We start from the raw sequence: 16,823 nt of genomic DNA, 5'->3' as shown, positions 1-16,823 counted from the left end.
TGCTCACTTATAAAACGGCTCAGCCACAGCTGGGCAGATTCTGTTCCTGACGTTTGGCCTCGCCCCACAGGGCGTCCATGTCTTCCAGGGTGCAATCTTCGATGTTGCGGTGGGTGTCGCGCAATGCCTGCTCGATGAAGCGAAAGCGCCGGTCGAACTTGAGGTTGGCGCCGCGCAGGGCATTTTCCGGGTCTACCTTGAGGTGGCGAGCCAGGTTGACCACGCTGAACAGCAGGTCACCGACTTCTTCGGCCACTGCCGGTGCATCGTCCTCAGCCATGGCCTGAAGCACTTCGTCCAATTCTTCGCGCACCTTGTCCAGTACCGGCAGAGGGCCGGGCCAATCGAAGCCGACCACGGCAGCACGCTTCTGCAGCTTCGCCGCCCGCGCCAGGGCAGGCAGCGCGGCAGGTACGTCGTCGAGCAACGACAGCTGCTCCCCCACCCCGCCCTTCTCGGCACGTTCCTGGGCCTTGATCTCTTCCCAACGCTGCTTGACCTGGTGCTCGTCAAGGCGTGGCGTGTCGAGTGCGGCGTACAGGTCGCCAGTGGGAAATACGTGGGGGTGGCGTCGAATCAGCTTGCGGGTGATGCCATCGACCACGCCATCGAACTCGAAGCGACCTTCCTCGCGCGCCAGTTGGCTGTAGTAGACCACCTGGAACAATAGATCGCCCAGCTCGCCCTGGAGGTGCTCGAAGTCTTCGCGTTCGATGGCATCGGCCACCTCATAGGCTTCTTCCAGCGTGAACGGGACGATGCTGGCATAGGTTTGCTTCACATCCCACGGACAGCCGTGCTGCGGGTCACGCAGCCGGGCCATGAGGTTGAGCAGGTCTTGCAGTGTGTACATGCTCAGGCTCTTTGCAGAAGTGTCGGGATCCGCGAACTCACGGCGTGCGGTTACGCCGTGTCTCGATGATGTTCGGCAACTGCGAAATCCTGCCCAGCAGACGCCCAAGGGCATCCAGGCCAGGGATCTCAATGGTCAGCGACATCAGCGCGGTGTTGTCTTCCTTGTTCGAGCGGGTATTGACCGCCAGCACGTTGATCCGCTCGTTGAGCAAGATCTGCGAGACGTCGCGCAGCAGGCCCGAGCGGTCGTAGGCACGGATGATGATGTCGACCGGATAGGTCAGCACCGGCACCGGCCCCCAGCTGACCTGGATGATGCGTTCCGGCTCGCGACCGCCAAGCTGCAGCACCGACGCGCAGTCCTGGCGGTGAATGCTCACCCCGCGCCCTTGAGTGATGTAGCCGACGATGGCGTCGCCCGGCAGCGGCTGGCAGCAGCCGGCCATCTGCGTCATCAGGTTGCCCACGCCCTGGATCTGGATATCGCCGCGCTTGCCGGGCTTGTAGCCGGTGGCCTTGCGCGTGACCAGCTCCACCGGCTCGTTGCCGCGCTCGGGCTCGACCAGTTGCTGCGCCGAGTTGACCAGGTGCGCCAGGCGCAGATCGCCTGCGCCCAGGGCGGCGAACATGTCTTCGGCGCCCTTGTGGTTGGCTTTTTCGGCGAGCTGGTCGAAATCGACCTGCGGCAGTCCCAGGCGGCTGAGCTCGCGCTCGAGCAGCGACTTACCGGCCGCAACGTTCTGGTCGCGCGCCTGCAGTTTGAACCAGTGGACGATCTTTGCCCGCGCCCGGGAGGTGGTGACGTAGCCGAGGTTGGAGTTGAGCCAGTCGCGGCTGGGCGTGCCGTGCTTGCTGGTGATGATCTCGACCTGCTCGCCGGTGTTCAGGCTGTAGTTGAGCGGGACGATACGGCCGTTGATCTTCGCGCCGCGGCAGTTGTGGCCGATCTCGGTGTGCACGCGGTAGGCGAAGTCCAGCGGGGTTGCGCCCTTGGGCAGGTCGATGGCGTGGCCGTCGGGGGTGAACACGTAGACCCGGTCGGGCTCGATGTCGACCCGCAACTGGTCGGCCAGGCCGCCGATATCGCCCAGTTCCTCATGCCATTCCAGCACCTGGCGCAGCCAGGAGATCTTTTCTTCGTACTGGTTGGAAGTGGACTTGACGTCGGTGCCCTTGTAACGCCAATGCGCGCAAACGCCCAGCTCGGCTTCCTCGTGCATGGCGTGGGTGCGGATCTGCACTTCCAGCACCTTGCCCTCCGGACCGATCACCGCCGTGTGCAGCGAGCGATAGCCGTTTTCCTTGGGGTTGGCGATGTAGTCGTCGAACTCCTTGGGAATGTGCCGCCACAACGTGTGGACGATACCCAGCGCGGTGTAGCAATCGCGCATTTCCGGGACCAGCACGCGCACCGCGCGCACGTCGTAGATCTGGCTGAATTCCAGGCCCTTGCGCTGCATCTTGCGCCAGATGGAATAAATGTGTTTCGCCCGCCCGCTGATGTCGGCCTTGACCCCGGTCTCGAGCAGCTCGTTGTGCAGCTGGCTCATCACCTCGGTGATGAAACGCTCGCGGTCCAGCCGGCGTTCGTGCAGCAGCTTGGCGATCTGCTTGTATTGATCGGGTTCCAGGTAGCGAAACGAGAGGTCTTCGAGTTCCCACTTGATGTGGCCGATGCCCAGCCGATGCGCCAGCGGCGCGTAGATGTCGAACACCTCGCGAGCAACGCGGTTGCGTTTTTCGTCGTCGGCACTTTTCACCGCGCGGATCGCACAAGTGCGCTCGGCCAGCTTGATCAATGCGACGCGAACATCGTCGACCATGGCCACGAGCATCTTGCGCAGGTTCTCGACCTGCACCTGGGAGCCCAGCACCATGGACTGGCGCGGGCTGAGACTGGCGCTGATGGCGGCCATGCGCAGCACGCCGTCGATGAGCTTGGACACGGTACTGCCGAAGCGCCGGCCCACCTCTTCCAGGCTGGCCTTGCCCTCGCGGACGGCCCGGTACATAACCGCGGCCATCAGTGAATCCTGGTCGAGCTTGAGGTCGGCGAGGATTTCGGCGATTTCCAGGCCCGCCTGGAAACAGGAAGTGCCATCGGCCCAGGAATGCTGGGCCGGGTTGCCCTGCAGCTCGGCGGCCTGGGCAAACTCGCAGGCCTCCTTCAGGGCCCCTCGATCCAGTACCAGATCGACGCTGACGATATGATCCAGCCACGCGTCGAGATTGATACTGCCGTCCGTATTGATCGGCTGGTGTGCTCTCACCTGTACCATGTTGCTTACCTTTCCCTACAACACGCCGAAGCGCATCAACAGTCGCTGGCTATGACCGATGCTGGGCCGGCATCGATCAGGCATTTCGCACGCCAGTCGGATTGGACGGGCCATCCTGGCCCGCTTCAAATAACGCCATGGCCTCGACATGCGCGGTCTGCGGAAACATGTCGAGGATCCCGGCTCGTTTTAGCCTGTAGCCTTGCCTCAACAATTCGACCGTGTCGCGGGCCAAAGTTGCCGGGTTACAGGAGACATATACCAAGCGCTGCGCACCCAGTGCGCGGATCGTGCGCACCACCTCGAATGCGCCGTCCCGAGGTGGGTCCAAGAGTACCGCAGAAAAACCTTCGCGGGCCCACTCGGCGGCGTCCAGAGGCTGCGACAGGTCGCTCTGGAAAAAGCCAGTGTTATGCAAATTGTTACCAGCAGCGTTATCGGCGGCGCGCTGCACCATGGCCGCGACGCCCTCGACCGCGACCACTTCGCGCGAGCGCTGGGCCAGCGGCAGGGCGAAGTTGCCAAGCCCGCAGAACAGGTCCAGAACCCGTTCATCGGGCTTGGGCGCCAGCCATTCCAGCGCCTGCGCGATCATGGCGTCGTTGACCGCCGCATTGACCTGGACGAAGTCGCCAGGCCGGTAGGCCAGCTGCAGATGCCAAGGCGCCAGGACGAACCCCAGCGATTCACCGGCGTGCACGGGTGCGGGCTCGTCTTCACCGTGCAGCCACAGCTGCATGTGCAAGCCTGCGCAAAAAGCCAGCAGCGCGTCCAGGTCAGTATCGGCCAGTGCGGCGGTGTGGCGAACCAGCAACGCCAGTGCGGTACCGGCGTACAGCTCGACATGGCCCAGCACCTGCGGTTTGGCAAAGCTGCGCAGCAGCGCCGGCAGCTGTTCGACGACCGGTTGCAGCGCAGGCACCAGCACCTGGCACTGGGTAATGTCGACGATGTCCTGGCTGGCTGCGGCACGAAAGCCCACGGCCAGGTGCCGCGCCTTGGGGTCCCAGCGCACGGCCAGGCGGGCCCGACGGCGATAGCCCAGTTCGGGACCGCTCAACGGAGCTGCCCATTCCTGCGGCTCGATGCCGGCCACGCGGGAAAACTGCTCGGCCAGCAAGCGCTGCTTGAGCGCCAACTGCTGGTCGTGGGGCAGATGCTGAATACTGCAGCCGCCACAGATGCCGAAATGCGGACACGGTGCCGGGCGACGCAGCTCGCTGGCGACCAGCACGCGTTCGCAGCGCGCTTCGACGATCTTGCCGTGGGCATTGAGCACGCGGGCTTCGACCTGCTCACCGGCCAGGGCACCACTGACGAACCAGGTACGGCCTTCGAAGAAAGCGATGCCGCGTCCGTCGCTGGCCAGGCGTTCGATCGGCAAGCGCTGTTTCTTGCCGGTCGGCACCTGCGGCGCACGGGTGCCGCCTGTCGGCTGGAAGCGCAGGCCAGGCTTGGTTCTGGCCATCAGTTGGGCGCGTCGAAGATGCCGCTGGACAGGTAGCGGTCGCCCCGGTCGCAGATGATCGCGACGATGACCGCATGGCTCACTTCCTGGGACAGGCGCAGCATGCCCGCCACCGCACCACCGGAAGACACGCCGCAGAAGATGCCTTCTTCACGTGCCAGCCGGCGAGTCATGCCCTCGGCTTCGTGCTGGGCCATGTCGATGATCCGGTCGACCCGGTCGGCCTGGTAGATGCGCGGCAGGTACTGTTCTGGCCAGCGGCGAATGCCGGGAATGGAGGCGCCTTCCATGGGTTGCAGGCCGACGATCTGCACTGCCGGGTTCTGCTCCTTGAGGAAGCGCGAGGTACCCATGATGGTGCCGGTGGTGCCCATGGAACTGACGAAATGAGTGATGGTGCCAGCGGTCTGCTGCCAGATCTCGGGACCGGTGCTGCGGTAGTGCGCCTCGGGGTTGTCGCCATTGGCGAACTGGTCCAGGAGCTTGCCGCGCCCTTCGCTCTGCATGCGCTCGGCCAGGTCCCGCGCGCCTTCCATGCCCTGCTCGCGGCTGACCAGGATCAGCTCGGCGCCGTAGGCGGCCATGGCCGCCTTGCGTTCGGCGGTGGAGTTGTCGGGCATGATCAGGATCATCTTGTAGCCCTTGATCGCCGCCGCCATGGCCAGGGCGATGCCGGTATTGCCGGAGGTCGCTTCGATCAGGGTATCGCCGGGCTGGATCTGGCCACGCGCTTCGGCGCGCGCGATCATCGACAGCGCCGGGCGGTCCTTCACGGAACCGGCCGGGTTATTGCCTTCCAGCTTGAGCAGCAAGGTGTTGCTGGTCTCGCCAGCCAGGCGCTGCAGGCGCACCAGCGGTGTATTGCCGACGCAGTCGGCGATCGTTAGGTACTGCGGGGTCATGGCGTATTCGCAATCCAGACTGCGGGGGGTGGACTATCATACCGGCAAACGCGGCATACCCATATCACGCAAAGTGCGCACCTTATAGCGCGAAAGCATAAGCGCTTGCATACGACTGGCGCATTGTCCCGCCCCGCTGTATTTTCCCAGCATTGCTCAGTCAGAAAGGCGCCTGCGGCGTGTTGAAGAAACTCGGTATCAAGAGCCGCGTGTTGTTACTCGCGCTCACCCCGGCCACCTGCATGGCGCTGATCCTGGGTGGCTATTTCACCTGGATGCAGCAGTCCGACCTGCAGCGACAGTTATTGCAGCGTGGCGACATGATCTCCGAACAGCTGGCGCCGTTGGCGGCACCTGCACTGGTGGCCAAGGACCGCGAGCGCCTGGAGCGCATCGCCGCGCAATCCCTGGAGCTGACCGACGTGCGCTCGGTGACCTTCCTGGGCGCGGACCGGACCCTGCTCGCCCATGCCGGGCCGATGATGCTCAACGCAGTGCCCATCGGCAACAGCACCCATTCGCTGCAACGCAGCGGCTTCGACGCAACCCGCTACCTGATGCCGGTGTTCGGCCGCCACCGCGACCTGGCCAGCGACGAGGTGCCCGAGGAGGCCGACCACCTGCTGGGCTGGGTCGAGCTGGAACTGTCCCACGATGGTACGTTGCTGCGCGGCTACCGCAGCCTGTTCGCCAGCCTGCTGCTGATTCTCACCGGGCTGAGCATTACCGCGCTGCTGGCGGCGCACATGAGCCGCAGCATCAGTGCGCCGATTCGGCAGATCAAGGACACGGTCACGCAGATCAAGGACGGCAACCTGGAAAGCCGCGTCCCGGCCATGGGCAGCCACGAAATGGACGCCCTGGCGGCCGGCATCAATCGCATGGCCGAAACCCTGCAAGACGCCCAGGAAGAACTGCAGCACAGCATCGACCAGGCCACCGAAGACGTCCGGCAGAACCTGGAGACCATCGAGATCCAGAACATCGAGCTGGACCTGGCGCGCAAGGAAGCGTTGGAAGCGAGCCGGATCAAGTCCGAATTTCTCGCCAACATGAGCCACGAGATCAGGACGCCGCTCAACGGCATACTCGGTTTCACCCATCTGCTGCAGAAAAGCGAGCTCACCCCGCGCCAACTGGATTACCTGGGCACCATCGAAAAATCCGCGGACAGCCTGCTGGGCATCATCAATGAGATTCTCGACTTTTCTAAGATCGAAGCCGGCAAGCTGGTGCTCGACAACATTCCGTTCAACCTGCGTGACCTGCTGCAGGACACCCTGACCATTCTTGCGCCGGCCGCCCATGCCAAGCAGCTCGAGCTGGTCAGCCTGGTGTACCGCGATACGCCCTTGTCACTGATCGGCGACCCGCTGCGGCTCAAGCAGATCCTGACCAACCTGGTCAGCAACGCCATCAAGTTCACCCGCGAGGGCACCATCGTTGCCCGCGCCATGATGGAAGACGAAAGCGAAGACAGCGTGCAACTGCGCATCAGTGTGCAGGACACCGGCATCGGCCTGTCGAGCCAGGACGTGCGGGCACTGTTCCAGGCGTTCAGCCAGGCCGACAATTCGCTGTCGCGCCAGCCCGGTGGCACGGGGCTGGGGCTGGTGATCTCCAAGCGACTGGTCGAGCAGATGGGTGGCGAGATCGGCGTCGACAGCACGCCGGGCGAGGGTTCGGAATTCTGGATCAGCCTCAACCTGCCCAAGGCGCGCGACGATGCCGAGGACCTGCCGTCGGCGCCCCTGCTGGGCCGTCGCATCGCAATCGTCGACGGCCATGAACTGGCCCGACAAGCCCTGCAGCATCAGCTCGAAGACTGCGGCCTGGAGGTGACCGACTTCAAATCCCTGGACAAGCTGGTGCTGGCGACACACGCCGCGCGTCAGGCGGGCCAGCCGCTGGACCTGGCAGTGCTTGGCATTACTGCCCACGAGATATCGCCCGAACGCCTGGCCGTGCAGATTCGCGAGATCGAGCAGAGCGGCTGCCAGGTGCTGGTGCTGTGCCCAACCACCGAGCAAGCACTGTTCCATGCCGCCGTACCCAATGCCGACCGGCAGTTGCAGGCCAAGCCCAGCTGCACACGCCGGCTGCGCCGCGCCCTGGCCGACCTGATCAACCCCAAGCAGTTGCGCTACGAAAGCCCCGAGGGCAGTGCCGAACGTGCGCCGCGGGTGCTGTGCGTGGACGACAATCCGGCCAACCTGCTGCTGGTGCAGACCCTGCTCGAAGACCTGGGCGCCGAGGTGCGCGCGGTGGACAACGGTGCGGCGGCGATCAAGGCGGTGCAGGAAGGTGGCCTGGACCTGGTGCTGATGGATGTGCAAATGCCGGAGATGGACGGCCGTGAAACCACCGAGCGCATCCGCGTCTGGGAAAGCGCCCAGACTGGCGCTGCGCTGCCCATCGTGGCGCTGACCGCCCACGCCATGGCCAATGAAAAGCGCGCCTTGCTGCAAAGCGGCATGGACGACTACCTGACCAAGCCCATCAGCGAACGCCAGCTGGCGCAAGTGGTGCTGAAATGGACAGGCCTGGCCTGGCCCCGCAAGGGCTGGACAAGACGGCGGAGCTGCCGCTGGAAAGCAACAGCCTGCAGGTACTGGATGCCGCAGAGGGGCTACGCCTGGCCGCTGGCAAGGCCGACCTGGCTGCCGACATGCTGGCGATGCTGCTGGCCTCGCTGCAGGCCGACCGCGAAGCTATCCAGCTGGCACGGATCACCGCTGACCAGAACGCCATGATCGAACGAGTGCATCGCTTGCACGGCGCCACCCGCTATTGCGGCGTACCGCAGCTGCGCGCCGCGTGCCTGCGCAGTGAAACCCTGCTCAAGCAGAACGACCCGGCCGCACTGGCGGCACTGGACGAACTGGACGAAGCGATCCTCAGGCTCGAGGAGCAGGCCCGGGCGATGGCCTGAGGCCCGGCCACGGCTGGCGTGCTAGCATGTCGGGTCTATTTGGAGGACCCATGGTCGAACACGATTTCCGCTTCAGCTTGCTCAACCCCCAGCACACCCTGATCGAGTGCCGCGCGCTGATGCCTGGCCGTTATCAGGTCACCGGCAACGGCGGCTCGATCCACAACGGCGACACCTTGCTGGTCACCCTCAAGGGCAGCAAGGACTTGTCCATGCGCCTGGTGGTGGAAAAGGTCCGCCATCTGATCAACCCGCCTGGCCAATGGGTGGCGGTCGCCACTGGTCCGGTGTTCGGGGAACTGGCGATCCACCAGTGGAAAGTCAATTGCGACAGCTGTGGCAAGGTCCTGGACTTCGAGTTTGCGGTAGACGCCAAGCTTGGCACCAAGGCACAGAAGCCAGCCGCGGAAGCGCGCATTGCCGAACTGGGCTGGGCCAACCGTGATGGCAAGCATGTTTGCCGCCAGTGCCAGGTCGCCTGAGGCGATCGAGCATGGCAAGGCCGCATAACGCGGTTGGGCATGCGGTGTTCGTTCTGGGGATACAGCGGACAGTGTCGAACGTGAACTAATTGGCCTGGCGCCACGGACCACGAGGGCGCTGTCGCCACTTTCGCTTTCTCTGGAGCCATCGCCCATGAAAACCGTCGCGGAACTGTTGAAGAGTAAAGTCCAGCACAGCCAGCAGGTTCATACCATCGAGCCGCAGCAGATGGTGCTGGACGCCCTCAAGCTCATGGCGCAGATGAACGTTGGCGCCCTCCCCGTGGTGCTCGACGGGCGCGTGGTGGGCATCGTCAGCGAGCGCGACTACGCGCGCAAGATGGTGTTGCTGGGGCGCTCGTCCATCGGCACACCGGTCAGCGAAATCATGAGTGCCCATGTCATCACAGTGACGCCCCAGCAGAACATCGATCACTGCATGGCCTTGATGACCGAAGGTCGCCTGCGGCATTTGCCCGTGGTCGACAACGGACAGTTGCTGGGCCTGCTCTCCATCGGGGACCTGGTCAAGGAAGCGATTGCCGAGCAGGCTCGCCTGATCGAGCAGTTGCAGCAGTACATCAGAGGCGAGTGAGCCGACCGAGGCCAGGCTGATGCACCGCAGCGACTGCTTCGCGGGCAGAGCCCGCTCCCACAGGGTGTGGTCGCGCAGGCAATTGCGATGATTCCGGACGCGGCTTGCGCCGCTGCTACAAGCATCGCGAGCCGCGTCATCGATTCATCTGCATGGCCCTGTAGCAGGGGCGCGAGCCGCGTCATCTGTGCATGGGGCTTGCGCCGCGGCTACAGGAATCGCAGGCACAAAAAAAGCGACCCGAAGGTCGCTTCTTTTGTGCTTCAGAGAGTTCAAGGGCTCTGAAGCGGAATTAATGGCGCAGCGGACGGGACTCGAACCCGCGACCCCCGGCGTGACAGGCCGGTATTCTAACCGACTGAACTACCGCTGCGCGTAACACTGAGAGAGATTGGTGGGTGATGACGGGATCGAACCGCCGACCCTCTGCTTGTAAGGCAGATGCTCTCCCGGCTGAGCTAATCACCCTTTGTCTCTCGGTGTGGCGCGCATTCTACGGAGCGACCCTAACTCTGGCAAGCACTTTTTTAAAAAAATTTTCGAGCGCTTCCAAACACTTAGCACAGGGATGGCGTCAGCTCCGCACACGGAGAATAATGCCCTCCTAATGTTGAGGAGTGCTTCACCCCATGTGGTTCAAAAACCTGCTTGTCTATCGTCTTACCCAGGATATCCCTTTCGACGCCGAGGCTTTGGAAACCGCACTGGCAAGTAAACCGGCGCGCCCCTGTGCCAGCCAGGAACTGACCACCTACGGTTTCGTCGCGCCGTTCGGCAAGGGCGAAGATGCGCCGTTCGTGCATGTCAGCCAGGACTTCATGCTGATCGCCGCACGCAAGGAAGAACGCATTCTGCCGGGCAGCGTTGTGCGTGATGCGGTCAAGGAGAAGGTCGAAGAGATCGAAGCCGAGCAGATGCGCAAGGTCTATAAAAAGGAACGCGACCAGATCAAGGACGAGATCATCCAGGCCTTCCTGCCGCGCGCCTTCATCCGTCGCTCGTCGACCTTTGCGGCCATTGCGCCCAAGCAAGGGCTGATCCTGGTCAACTCGGCCAGCCCCAAGCGTGCCGAAGACCTGTTGTCGACCCTGCGCGAAGTGATCGGCTCGCTGCCGGTGCGTCCATTGACCGTCAAGGTTGCTCCGACCGCGACCATGACCGAATGGGTCAAGACCCAGAAAGCCGCCGACGACTTTTATGTGCTGGATGAATGCGAGCTGCGCGATACCCATGAAGACGGCGGCATTGTGCGCTGCAAGCGTCAGGACCTGACCAGCGAGGAAATCCAGCTGCACTTGAGCACCGGCAAGCAGGTCACCCAGCTGTCGTTGGCCTGGCAGGACAAGTTGTCGTTCGTGCTGGATGACAAGATGGTGGTCAAGCGTTTGAAGTTCGAGGAACTGCTGCAGGACCAGGCCGAAGAGGACGGTGGCGAGGAAGCATTGGGTCAGTTGGATGCCAGCTTCACACTGATGATGCTGACCTTTGGCGAATTCCTGCCGGTGCTGTTCGAGGCCTTGGGTGGCGAAGAGTTGCCACAGGGGATTTGATCGGTAGTACCTGCTTTGCACCTCATGTGTGGGAGCGGTCTTGGGCCGCGAACCGGGCGCCGCGGTGTTTGAGGCAGATCGCGGGGTGGCTTTCTCGGGCAGAGCCCGCTCCCACAGGGATCTGCATCAGGGTTCTGCATCAGGGTTCTGCATCCGGGATCTGCAATAGGGTTCGCGGGCCGCTTGCAAGAATGGTCTTCGGCCATGACATGATGATTTTCTATAAGAAGGAACTACCCCATGCGTGCGCTCGCTGCTTTGAGTCGCTTTGTCGGCAATACCTTTGCCTATTGGGTGTTGTTGTTCGCCGTACTGGCGTTTCTGGCGCCTGAATGGTTCATCGGCCTCAAGCCGTTGATCGTGCCGTTGCTGGGCCTGGTGATGTTCGGCATGGGCCTGACCCTCAAGCTTGACGATTTCGCCGAGGTCGGGCGTCATCCATGGCGCGTGGCCCTGGGTGTGGTGGCGCATTTCGTGATCATGCCGGGGGTCGCCTGGCTGCTGTGTCAGGCGTTTCACCTGCCGCCGGAAATCGCTGTCGGGGTAATCCTGGTCGGCTGCTGCCCAAGCGGCACGTCGTCCAACGTGATGACCTGGCTGGCCAAGGGCGACCTGGCCCTGTCGGTGGCGATTGCGGCGGTAACCACCCTGCTCGCTCCGTTGCTCACCCCGGCACTGATCTGGCTGCTGGCCTCGGCCTGGTTGCCGGTCTCGTTCATGGAAATGTTCTGGTCGATCCTGCAACTGGTGATGCTGCCGATCGTGCTCGGCGTGCTCGCGCAGAAACTGCTGGGCGCACGGGTACAGGTGGCCGTCGATGTGCTACCGCTGGTGTCGGTGGTCAGCATCGTGCTGATCGTCTGCGCCGTGGTCGCGGCCAGCCAGGCGCGCATCGCCGAGTCGGGATTGCTGATCATGGCGGTGGTGATTCTGCACAACAGCTTCGGCTTTCTGCTGGGCTACTTCACTGGCAAGGTGTTCAAGTTGCCTCTGGCGCAGCGCAAGTCGCTGGCGCTGGAAGTGGGCATGCAAAATTCGGGTTTGGGTGCGGCGCTGGCCAGCGCGCATTTCTCCCCGCTGGCGGCAGTGCCCAGTGCCTTGTTCAGTGTCTGGCACAACATTTCCGGCGCACTGCTCTCGACCTATTTCCGCCGCATGGAAGGGACCGAGCCCGGTGGATTGAAGACCGACCCTTGATCCGCTGCACTTGATCCATCGCTCAAGGATGGGCAACATGGTGTTCGGCGCCGGGACGACCCGGCGCCACTTTTCCTGCAAACGGGGACGACCCCATCTTCGATGAGGTTTTCCCATGTCCTGGTTATTGTTGTTCTTCGCCGGTCTTTTCGAAGTGTGCTGGGCCATTGGCCTGAAGTACACCGACGGCTTCACCCGCCCCCTTCCTACCGTATTGACCGTGGCTGCCATGGCGGCGAGCCTTGGCCTGCTTGGCCTGGCCATGCGCGAGCTGCCATTGGGTACGGCCTATGCCATCTGGACCGGTGTCGGTGCAGTGGGGACGGTGATCGCCGGGATCGTGCTGTTCGGCGAGTCGATGGCGCTGATGCGGATGATCAGTGTGGGTCTGATCATCCTGGGGTTGGTGGGGTTGAAGGTCAGTACCTGAGCCTGGGCTCTTCTGTAGGAGCGGTCGTCGGCCGCGAACCTGACACTGCGGTGCATCAGACAATCCGCAGCGCCCTGTTCGCGGCCACTGACCGCTCCCACGGGATATGACAACGCCGCCGGGGCCTATTCGCGGGCAGAGCCCGCTCCCACAGGATCTGCTTCCACAGAGCCTGCTATTACAAAGCCCCCCACAATGTCCTCCCCCACAATGAATGCATGTACACCGCTTCATTGTGGGAGCGGGGCGGGCGGCGAGCCCTCTGCCCGCGAAGAGGCCCTACGGATCAACCCATCAAGCCAGGCTTTTGCTGACCACCTCGTAGACGTCGCTGGACAGTGGGCCTGAGGCCAGGATTCGTTCCAACTCGGCTTTCATCAAGGCCTGACGCTTGCTGTCGTACTTTCTCCAGCGGGTCAGCGGCGACAGCTGGCGCGAGGCGATCTGCGGGTTGAGGGCGTTGAGCTCGATCACCAGGTCGGCGAGGAAACGGTAGCCCGAGCCATCGGCGGCGTGGAAGTTGATCAGGTTCTGACCGGCGAATGCGCCGATCAATGCACGGACCTTGTTCGGATTCTTCAGGGTGAACGCAGGGTGCTGCATCAGCGCCTTGACGCGTTCAAGCCCACCCGGCAAACCACTGGCCGCCTGGACGCTGAACCATTGGTCCATGACCAGCGGGTTGTCCTTGAAGTGCTCGGCGAATGCTTGCAACGCACGGGCCTTTTCTGCCTCGAACGGCGAGTTGACCAACACCGCCAGTGCCGTCAGGCGCTCGGTCATGTTGTCGCAGGCATCGTACTGTTCCAAGGTGGCAGCCAGGACTTCCGGGCGACCGCTGAGCATCAGGTACGACAGCGCGATATTCTGCAGCGCGCGACGGGCGAAATGCTCCTTCTCGGCCACATAAGCGGTCGCCTTGGAGACCTCGCGGTGGGTCTGGTAGCGGGCCCACAGTGCATCGAACAAGCCATCGGCCAACTGCTTGCGGGCGAATTCGCGAGCGGCGTGGATCGCATCGACGTCGGCGACCTCGCTGATTTCGGCCAGGTACGCCTCGCTGGGCAGCGAGAGCATCTCGGCGACCATCGCCGGGTCCAGCTCGGTGTTGTCCAGCACACTGGCCAAGGCCGTCGACAGACGCGAGTCCATCGCCAGCGACTCGCCGCGCTGATACTGCCCGATCATTTCCTGCAGCACCTGCACCGACAGCTGCTGGCCCGCATCCCAACGGTTGAAGCCGTCAGTATCGTGCTGCATGAGGAACATCAGCTGGTCGCGGCTGTACGGAAAGCTCAGCTTGACCGGCGCGCTGAAGCCGCGCAGCAGCGAGGGCAGCGGTTGCTCGGGGATATCGACGAAGGTGAAGGTCTGTTCGGCCTCGGTCACCGCCAGCACTCGGCTGGTGCCGACCGCCGACGCCTCGTCGGCCAGGCGCAAGGGCAGCTCCTGGCCGTTGGCGCCAAGCAGGCCCAGCGCCACCGGGATCACGAACGGCAGTTTCTCGACCTTGTCCGGCGTTGCGGGGCAGCTCTGGCGCAGGGTCAGGCTATAGGTGCGCGCCTGGGCATCGAACTGCTCGCTGACCTGCAGGCGCGGCGTGCCTGCCTGGCTGTACCAGCGTTTGAACTGGCCCAGCTCGACACCGTTGGCGTCTTCCATGGCGCGGATGAAATCGTCGCAGGTCACGGCCTGGCCGTCGTGACGCTCGAAGTACAGGTCGCTGCCCTTGCGGAAGCCTTCGGCGCCCAGCAGGGTGTGCAGCATGCCGACCACTTCCGAGCCCTTTTCGTACACGGTCAGGGTGTAGAAGTTGGAGATTTCGATGAAGCTGTCTGGCCGCACGGCATGGGCCATGGGGCCTGCATCTTCGGCGAACTGGTGGGTGCGCAGGTAGGCAACGTCCTGGATGCGCTTGACCGTCGGCGAGTGCATGTCGGCGCTGAAGCCTGCATCGCGGTAGACGGTGAAGCCTTCCTTGAGCGACAGCTGGAACCAGTCGCGGCAGGTCACGCGGTTGCCCGACCAGTTGTGGAAATACTCGTGGGCGACGATCGCCTCGACGCGCTGGTGGGCGGCATCGGTGGCGGTTTCGGCGCGAGCCAGCACGGCGCTGGAGTTGAAGATGTTCAGGCCCTTGTTTTCCATGGCGCCCATATTGAAGTCGTTGACCGCGACGATCATGAAGATGTCCAGGTCGTACTCGCGACCGTAGGCCTCTTCGTCCCAGCGCATGGACTTCTTCAGGCTGGTCATGGCGTGGGCGCACTTGTCGATGTTTTCCGGCTCGACATAGATGCGCAGCGCGACGTCGCGGCCGCTCAGGGTGGTGAAGCTGTCTTCGACGCACCACAGATCGCCCGCCACCAGGGCGAACAGGTACGCCGGTTTCATGAACGGGTCTTCCCAGGTGGCCCAATGCCGGCCGTCTTCCTGGGGGCCATTGCCGACCGGGTTGCCGTTGGAGAGCAGGATCGGGTACTGCTGCTGGTCGGCGATCAACGTGGTGGTGAAGCGGCTCATCACGTCGGGGCGGTCGAGGTAGTAGGTGATCTTGCGGAAGCCTTCGGCTTCGCATTGGGTGCAGAACATGCCGGTGGACTTGTACAGGCCCTCCAGCGCGGTGTTGGTTTCGGGGTGGATGCGCACGCTGGTGTCGACGGTGAAGGCATCGCTGCGCGGTTGCAGGGTCAGACTGTCTGCGGCCAGCTGGTACTGATCCGCCGTCAGGTCGGTGTCGTCGAGCTTGACGCTGAGCAACTCCATCAACTCGCCGTCGAGCACCAGCGGCGGCAGGCCCGCCCCCCGCTCAGGGTTGCGACGCATGACCAATTGCGCATGGACCAGGCTGTGATCGTCGAACAACTCGAAGGTCAGGTGGGTCTCGTCGATCAGATAATCGGGCGCCTGATAGTCTTTCAGGTAGATCATTTTCGGTTGTTCGGTACGCATGCGAAAACCCTTCTACTGATGCACGGCCAGTTGGTAAGCCGTGTACTTGCGAATATTGATGACGCCGGAATCGAATATCAGGTATTGACCCTTGATGCCCAGCAACGTGCCTTCGGCGACGGGGTTCTTGTCCAGGTTGAAGCTGGCGATCTTGCTCGGGTATGTGTGCACCGGATAGCGGATGTCGATCGGCTCGACATCGTTCAGTGCCTGGATCGCCTGCAGACCGAAGCGCTCCTGCAGCATATGGATGCCGGCTGCGCAGCTGTCGAACAGCTGTTCGCGTATCGCCACCAGATCCACCGCCGGCGCGTCGCCCTTGAGCAGCGCGCGCCAGTTGGTGCGGTCCGCCACCTGGGAGCGGAACAGGTCTTCGACCAGGCCCGATTGCTGACGGGTCGCCACGCGCATGATGGGCAGTGCCTGGCTCGCGCCTTGGTCGAGCCAGCGGGTGGGCAGTTGGCTGGCCCGGGTGATACCGACCTTGACCCCCGAAGAGTTGGCCAGATAGACCACATGATCGGTCATGCAGAACTGCTCGCCCCAGGCCGGATCGCGGCAGGTGCCGGCGTCGTAGTGGCATTTTTCCGGGGCCATGATGCACACGTCGCACTGCGCCAGCTTGGTCATGCACGGGTAGCAGTAGCCCTGGCTGAAACTGGTCTTGGTCTTGCGACCGCAATGGACGCAGTGGATGGCACCGAGAAATTCCAGGCGTATCCGTGTGCCGATCAGGGGGTTGGCGGCTATCTGGGTTTCGCCCAGACGCAGCTGGTATTGCACCACCGGCGCTTCGAGGCGCGCGGACATCTTGCTGGCCGAACCACGGCCAAGCTCTTGCAGGGTGTCTTGCGTGAAGAGATCGCTGGTCAATGGATCGAGTCCGACTTGAACAGGATGTTCTCGATCGGCGCGGACTTCGAGGCGCATTCCTGCGGGCCCATGTAGCCGGTGCGCTGGTCTTCGGGCAGGTTCTTGGCTTCCCAGGCGATGATCGCCTGCAGGGTCAGTTCCTTTTGCTCGGCGGTCAGCTTGCGGCCGTCGGACCATTTGCCGATCTCGACCGCCAGCTTCAGGCTTTCGTAAATATCAGGGGTGATGTTTTCGATCATGTGGGCGAATGACGACATGCGGAAGCCTCCAATGGATGCTGGCATTTTAAACGCTGTGCCGGGTGCGTA

General features: G+C 63.2%; 12 protein-coding genes, 2 tRNA genes and 1 pseudogene. 6 read left to right on the top strand and 9 right to left on the bottom strand.

All coding sequences use genetic code 11. From position 1 onward, the window contains the following. Positions 1 to 19: 19 nt before the first annotated feature. The 4 genes from mazG to cysM form a co-directional block, all read right to left on the bottom strand. Positions 20 to 853, bottom strand: coding sequence for a nucleoside triphosphate pyrophosphohydrolase (mazG, locus tag LT40_RS06615; RefSeq protein WP_043187927.1), 834 nt, complete (start codon positions 851 to 853; stop codon positions 20 to 22). Positions 854 to 890: 37 nt separating this feature from the next. Then, positions 891 to 3,134 (bottom strand): GTP diphosphokinase, encoded by a 2,244-nt coding sequence (gene relA / locus LT40_RS06610; RefSeq protein ID WP_043187924.1) that lies wholly within the window; start codon positions 3,132 to 3,134, stop codon positions 891 to 893. 76 nt (positions 3,135 to 3,210) lie between these two features. Next, positions 3,211 to 4,602 (bottom strand): 23S rRNA (uracil(1939)-C(5))-methyltransferase RlmD, encoded by a 1,392-nt coding sequence (rlmD, locus tag LT40_RS06605; RefSeq protein WP_043187921.1) that lies wholly within the window; start codon positions 4,600 to 4,602, stop codon positions 3,211 to 3,213. Continuing rightward, the gene (gene cysM, locus LT40_RS06600; RefSeq protein ID WP_043187919.1) at positions 4,602 to 5,504 is read right to left on the bottom strand and encodes a cysteine synthase CysM; all 903 of its coding nucleotides are present in this window, start codon (positions 5,502 to 5,504) and stop codon (positions 4,602 to 4,604) included. Before cysM ends, rlmD begins: the two co-directional genes overlap by 1 nt. 179 nt (positions 5,505 to 5,683) lie before the next feature. Here cysM and LT40_RS06595 point away from each other — a divergent pair. From LT40_RS06595 to LT40_RS06585, 3 genes and pseudogenes are all read left to right on the top strand, one after another. Beyond that, positions 5,684 to 8,436, top strand: a pseudogene (locus LT40_RS06595) (response regulator). A 50-nt stretch (positions 8,437 to 8,486) separates the two neighbouring features. Continuing rightward, on the top strand, positions 8,487 to 8,918 hold the full coding sequence (locus LT40_RS06590) for a hypothetical protein (RefSeq protein WP_043187916.1): 432 nt from the start codon (positions 8,487 to 8,489) through the stop codon (positions 8,916 to 8,918). Positions 8,919 to 9,072: 154 nt separating this feature from the next. Next, complete coding sequence (locus LT40_RS06585) at positions 9,073 to 9,513, top strand: CBS domain-containing protein (protein ID WP_043187914.1); 441 nt, start codon at positions 9,073 to 9,075, stop codon at positions 9,511 to 9,513. A 296-nt stretch (positions 9,514 to 9,809) separates the two neighbouring features. Here the strand turns inward: LT40_RS06585 and LT40_RS06580 are convergent. Both LT40_RS06580 and LT40_RS06575 read right to left on the bottom strand, forming a co-directional pair. Next, positions 9,810 to 9,886 (bottom strand) — tRNA-Asp (locus LT40_RS06580). Between the two features lie 19 nt (positions 9,887 to 9,905). After that, positions 9,906 to 9,981, bottom strand: a tRNA-Val gene (locus tag LT40_RS06575). A 161-nt stretch (positions 9,982 to 10,142) separates the two neighbouring features. Between LT40_RS06575 and rdgC the strand changes: the two genes are divergently transcribed. The 3 genes from rdgC to sugE all read left to right on the top strand — a co-directional run bounded on the left by rdgC (position 10,143) and on the right by sugE (position 12,690). Then, positions 10,143 to 11,063 (top strand): recombination-associated protein RdgC, encoded by a 921-nt coding sequence (gene rdgC / locus LT40_RS06570; protein ID WP_043187911.1) that lies wholly within the window; start codon positions 10,143 to 10,145, stop codon positions 11,061 to 11,063. 240 nt (positions 11,064 to 11,303) lie between these two features. Further along, positions 11,304 to 12,260 carry a bile acid:sodium symporter family protein gene (locus LT40_RS06565; protein WP_043187908.1) on the top strand — a complete coding sequence of 319 codons (957 nt, stop codon included), beginning with the start codon at positions 11,304 to 11,306 and terminating at the stop codon, positions 12,258 to 12,260. Positions 12,261 to 12,375: 115 nt separating this feature from the next. Then, the gene (gene sugE, locus LT40_RS06560) at positions 12,376 to 12,690 is read left to right on the top strand and encodes a quaternary ammonium compound efflux SMR transporter SugE (protein ID WP_043187905.1); all 315 of its coding nucleotides are present in this window, start codon (positions 12,376 to 12,378) and stop codon (positions 12,688 to 12,690) included. Positions 12,691 to 12,984: 294 nt separating this feature from the next. Here the strand turns inward: sugE and pepN are convergent, their stop codons facing one another. From pepN to LT40_RS06545, 3 genes are read right to left on the bottom strand one after another with little or no spacing between them, the layout of a single operon-like run. After that, entirely contained in the window at positions 12,985 to 15,642 is a 2,658-nt protein-coding gene (gene pepN / locus LT40_RS06555; RefSeq protein ID WP_043187902.1) for an aminopeptidase N, read from the bottom strand. A 12-nt stretch (positions 15,643 to 15,654) separates the two neighbouring features. Then, positions 15,655 to 16,485 carry a DUF2797 domain-containing protein gene (locus LT40_RS06550; RefSeq protein WP_043193390.1) on the bottom strand — a complete coding sequence of 277 codons (831 nt, stop codon included), beginning with the start codon at positions 16,483 to 16,485 and terminating at the stop codon, positions 15,655 to 15,657. A 26-nt stretch (positions 16,486 to 16,511) separates the two neighbouring features. After that, complete coding sequence (locus LT40_RS06545; protein ID WP_043187898.1) at positions 16,512 to 16,772, bottom strand: YeaC family protein; 261 nt, start codon at positions 16,770 to 16,772, stop codon at positions 16,512 to 16,514. Positions 16,773 to 16,823 lie beyond the last annotated feature (51 nt).

The organism is Pseudomonas rhizosphaerae, from assembly GCF_000761155.1.
GTDB lineage: Bacteria > Pseudomonadota > Gammaproteobacteria > Pseudomonadales > Pseudomonadaceae > Aquipseudomonas > Aquipseudomonas rhizosphaerae.
This window is presented reverse-complemented; position numbering and strand designations above follow the sequence as displayed.

Excerpts from the sequence above, each read along its gene's own strand:
- relA (WP_043187924.1), bottom strand. The coding sequence starts at position 3,134 with ATGGTACAGGTGAGAGCACACCAGCCGATCAATACGGACGGCAGTATC.
- sugE (WP_043187905.1), top strand. The coding sequence starts at position 12,376 with ATGTCCTGGTTATTGTTGTTCTTCGCCGGTCTTTTCGAAGTGTGCTGG.
- LT40_RS06545 (WP_043187898.1), bottom strand. The coding sequence starts at position 16,772 with ATGTCGTCATTCGCCCACATGATCGAAAACATCACCCCTGATATTTAC.
- LT40_RS06565 (WP_043187908.1), top strand. The coding sequence starts at position 11,304 with ATGCGTGCGCTCGCTGCTTTGAGTCGCTTTGTCGGCAATACCTTTGCC.
- LT40_RS06590 (WP_043187916.1), top strand. The coding sequence starts at position 8,487 with ATGGTCGAACACGATTTCCGCTTCAGCTTGCTCAACCCCCAGCACACC.
- mazG (WP_043187927.1), bottom strand. The coding sequence starts at position 853 with ATGTACACACTGCAAGACCTGCTCAACCTCATGGCCCGGCTGCGTGAC.
- rdgC (WP_043187911.1), top strand. The coding sequence starts at position 10,143 with ATGTGGTTCAAAAACCTGCTTGTCTATCGTCTTACCCAGGATATCCCT.
- LT40_RS06585 (WP_043187914.1), top strand. The coding sequence starts at position 9,073 with ATGAAAACCGTCGCGGAACTGTTGAAGAGTAAAGTCCAGCACAGCCAG.
- cysM (WP_043187919.1), bottom strand. The coding sequence starts at position 5,504 with ATGACCCCGCAGTACCTAACGATCGCCGACTGCGTCGGCAATACACCG.
- pepN (WP_043187902.1), bottom strand. The coding sequence starts at position 15,642 with ATGCGTACCGAACAACCGAAAATGATCTACCTGAAAGACTATCAGGCG.
- rlmD (WP_043187921.1), bottom strand. The coding sequence starts at position 4,602 with ATGGCCAGAACCAAGCCTGGCCTGCGCTTCCAGCCGACAGGCGGCACC.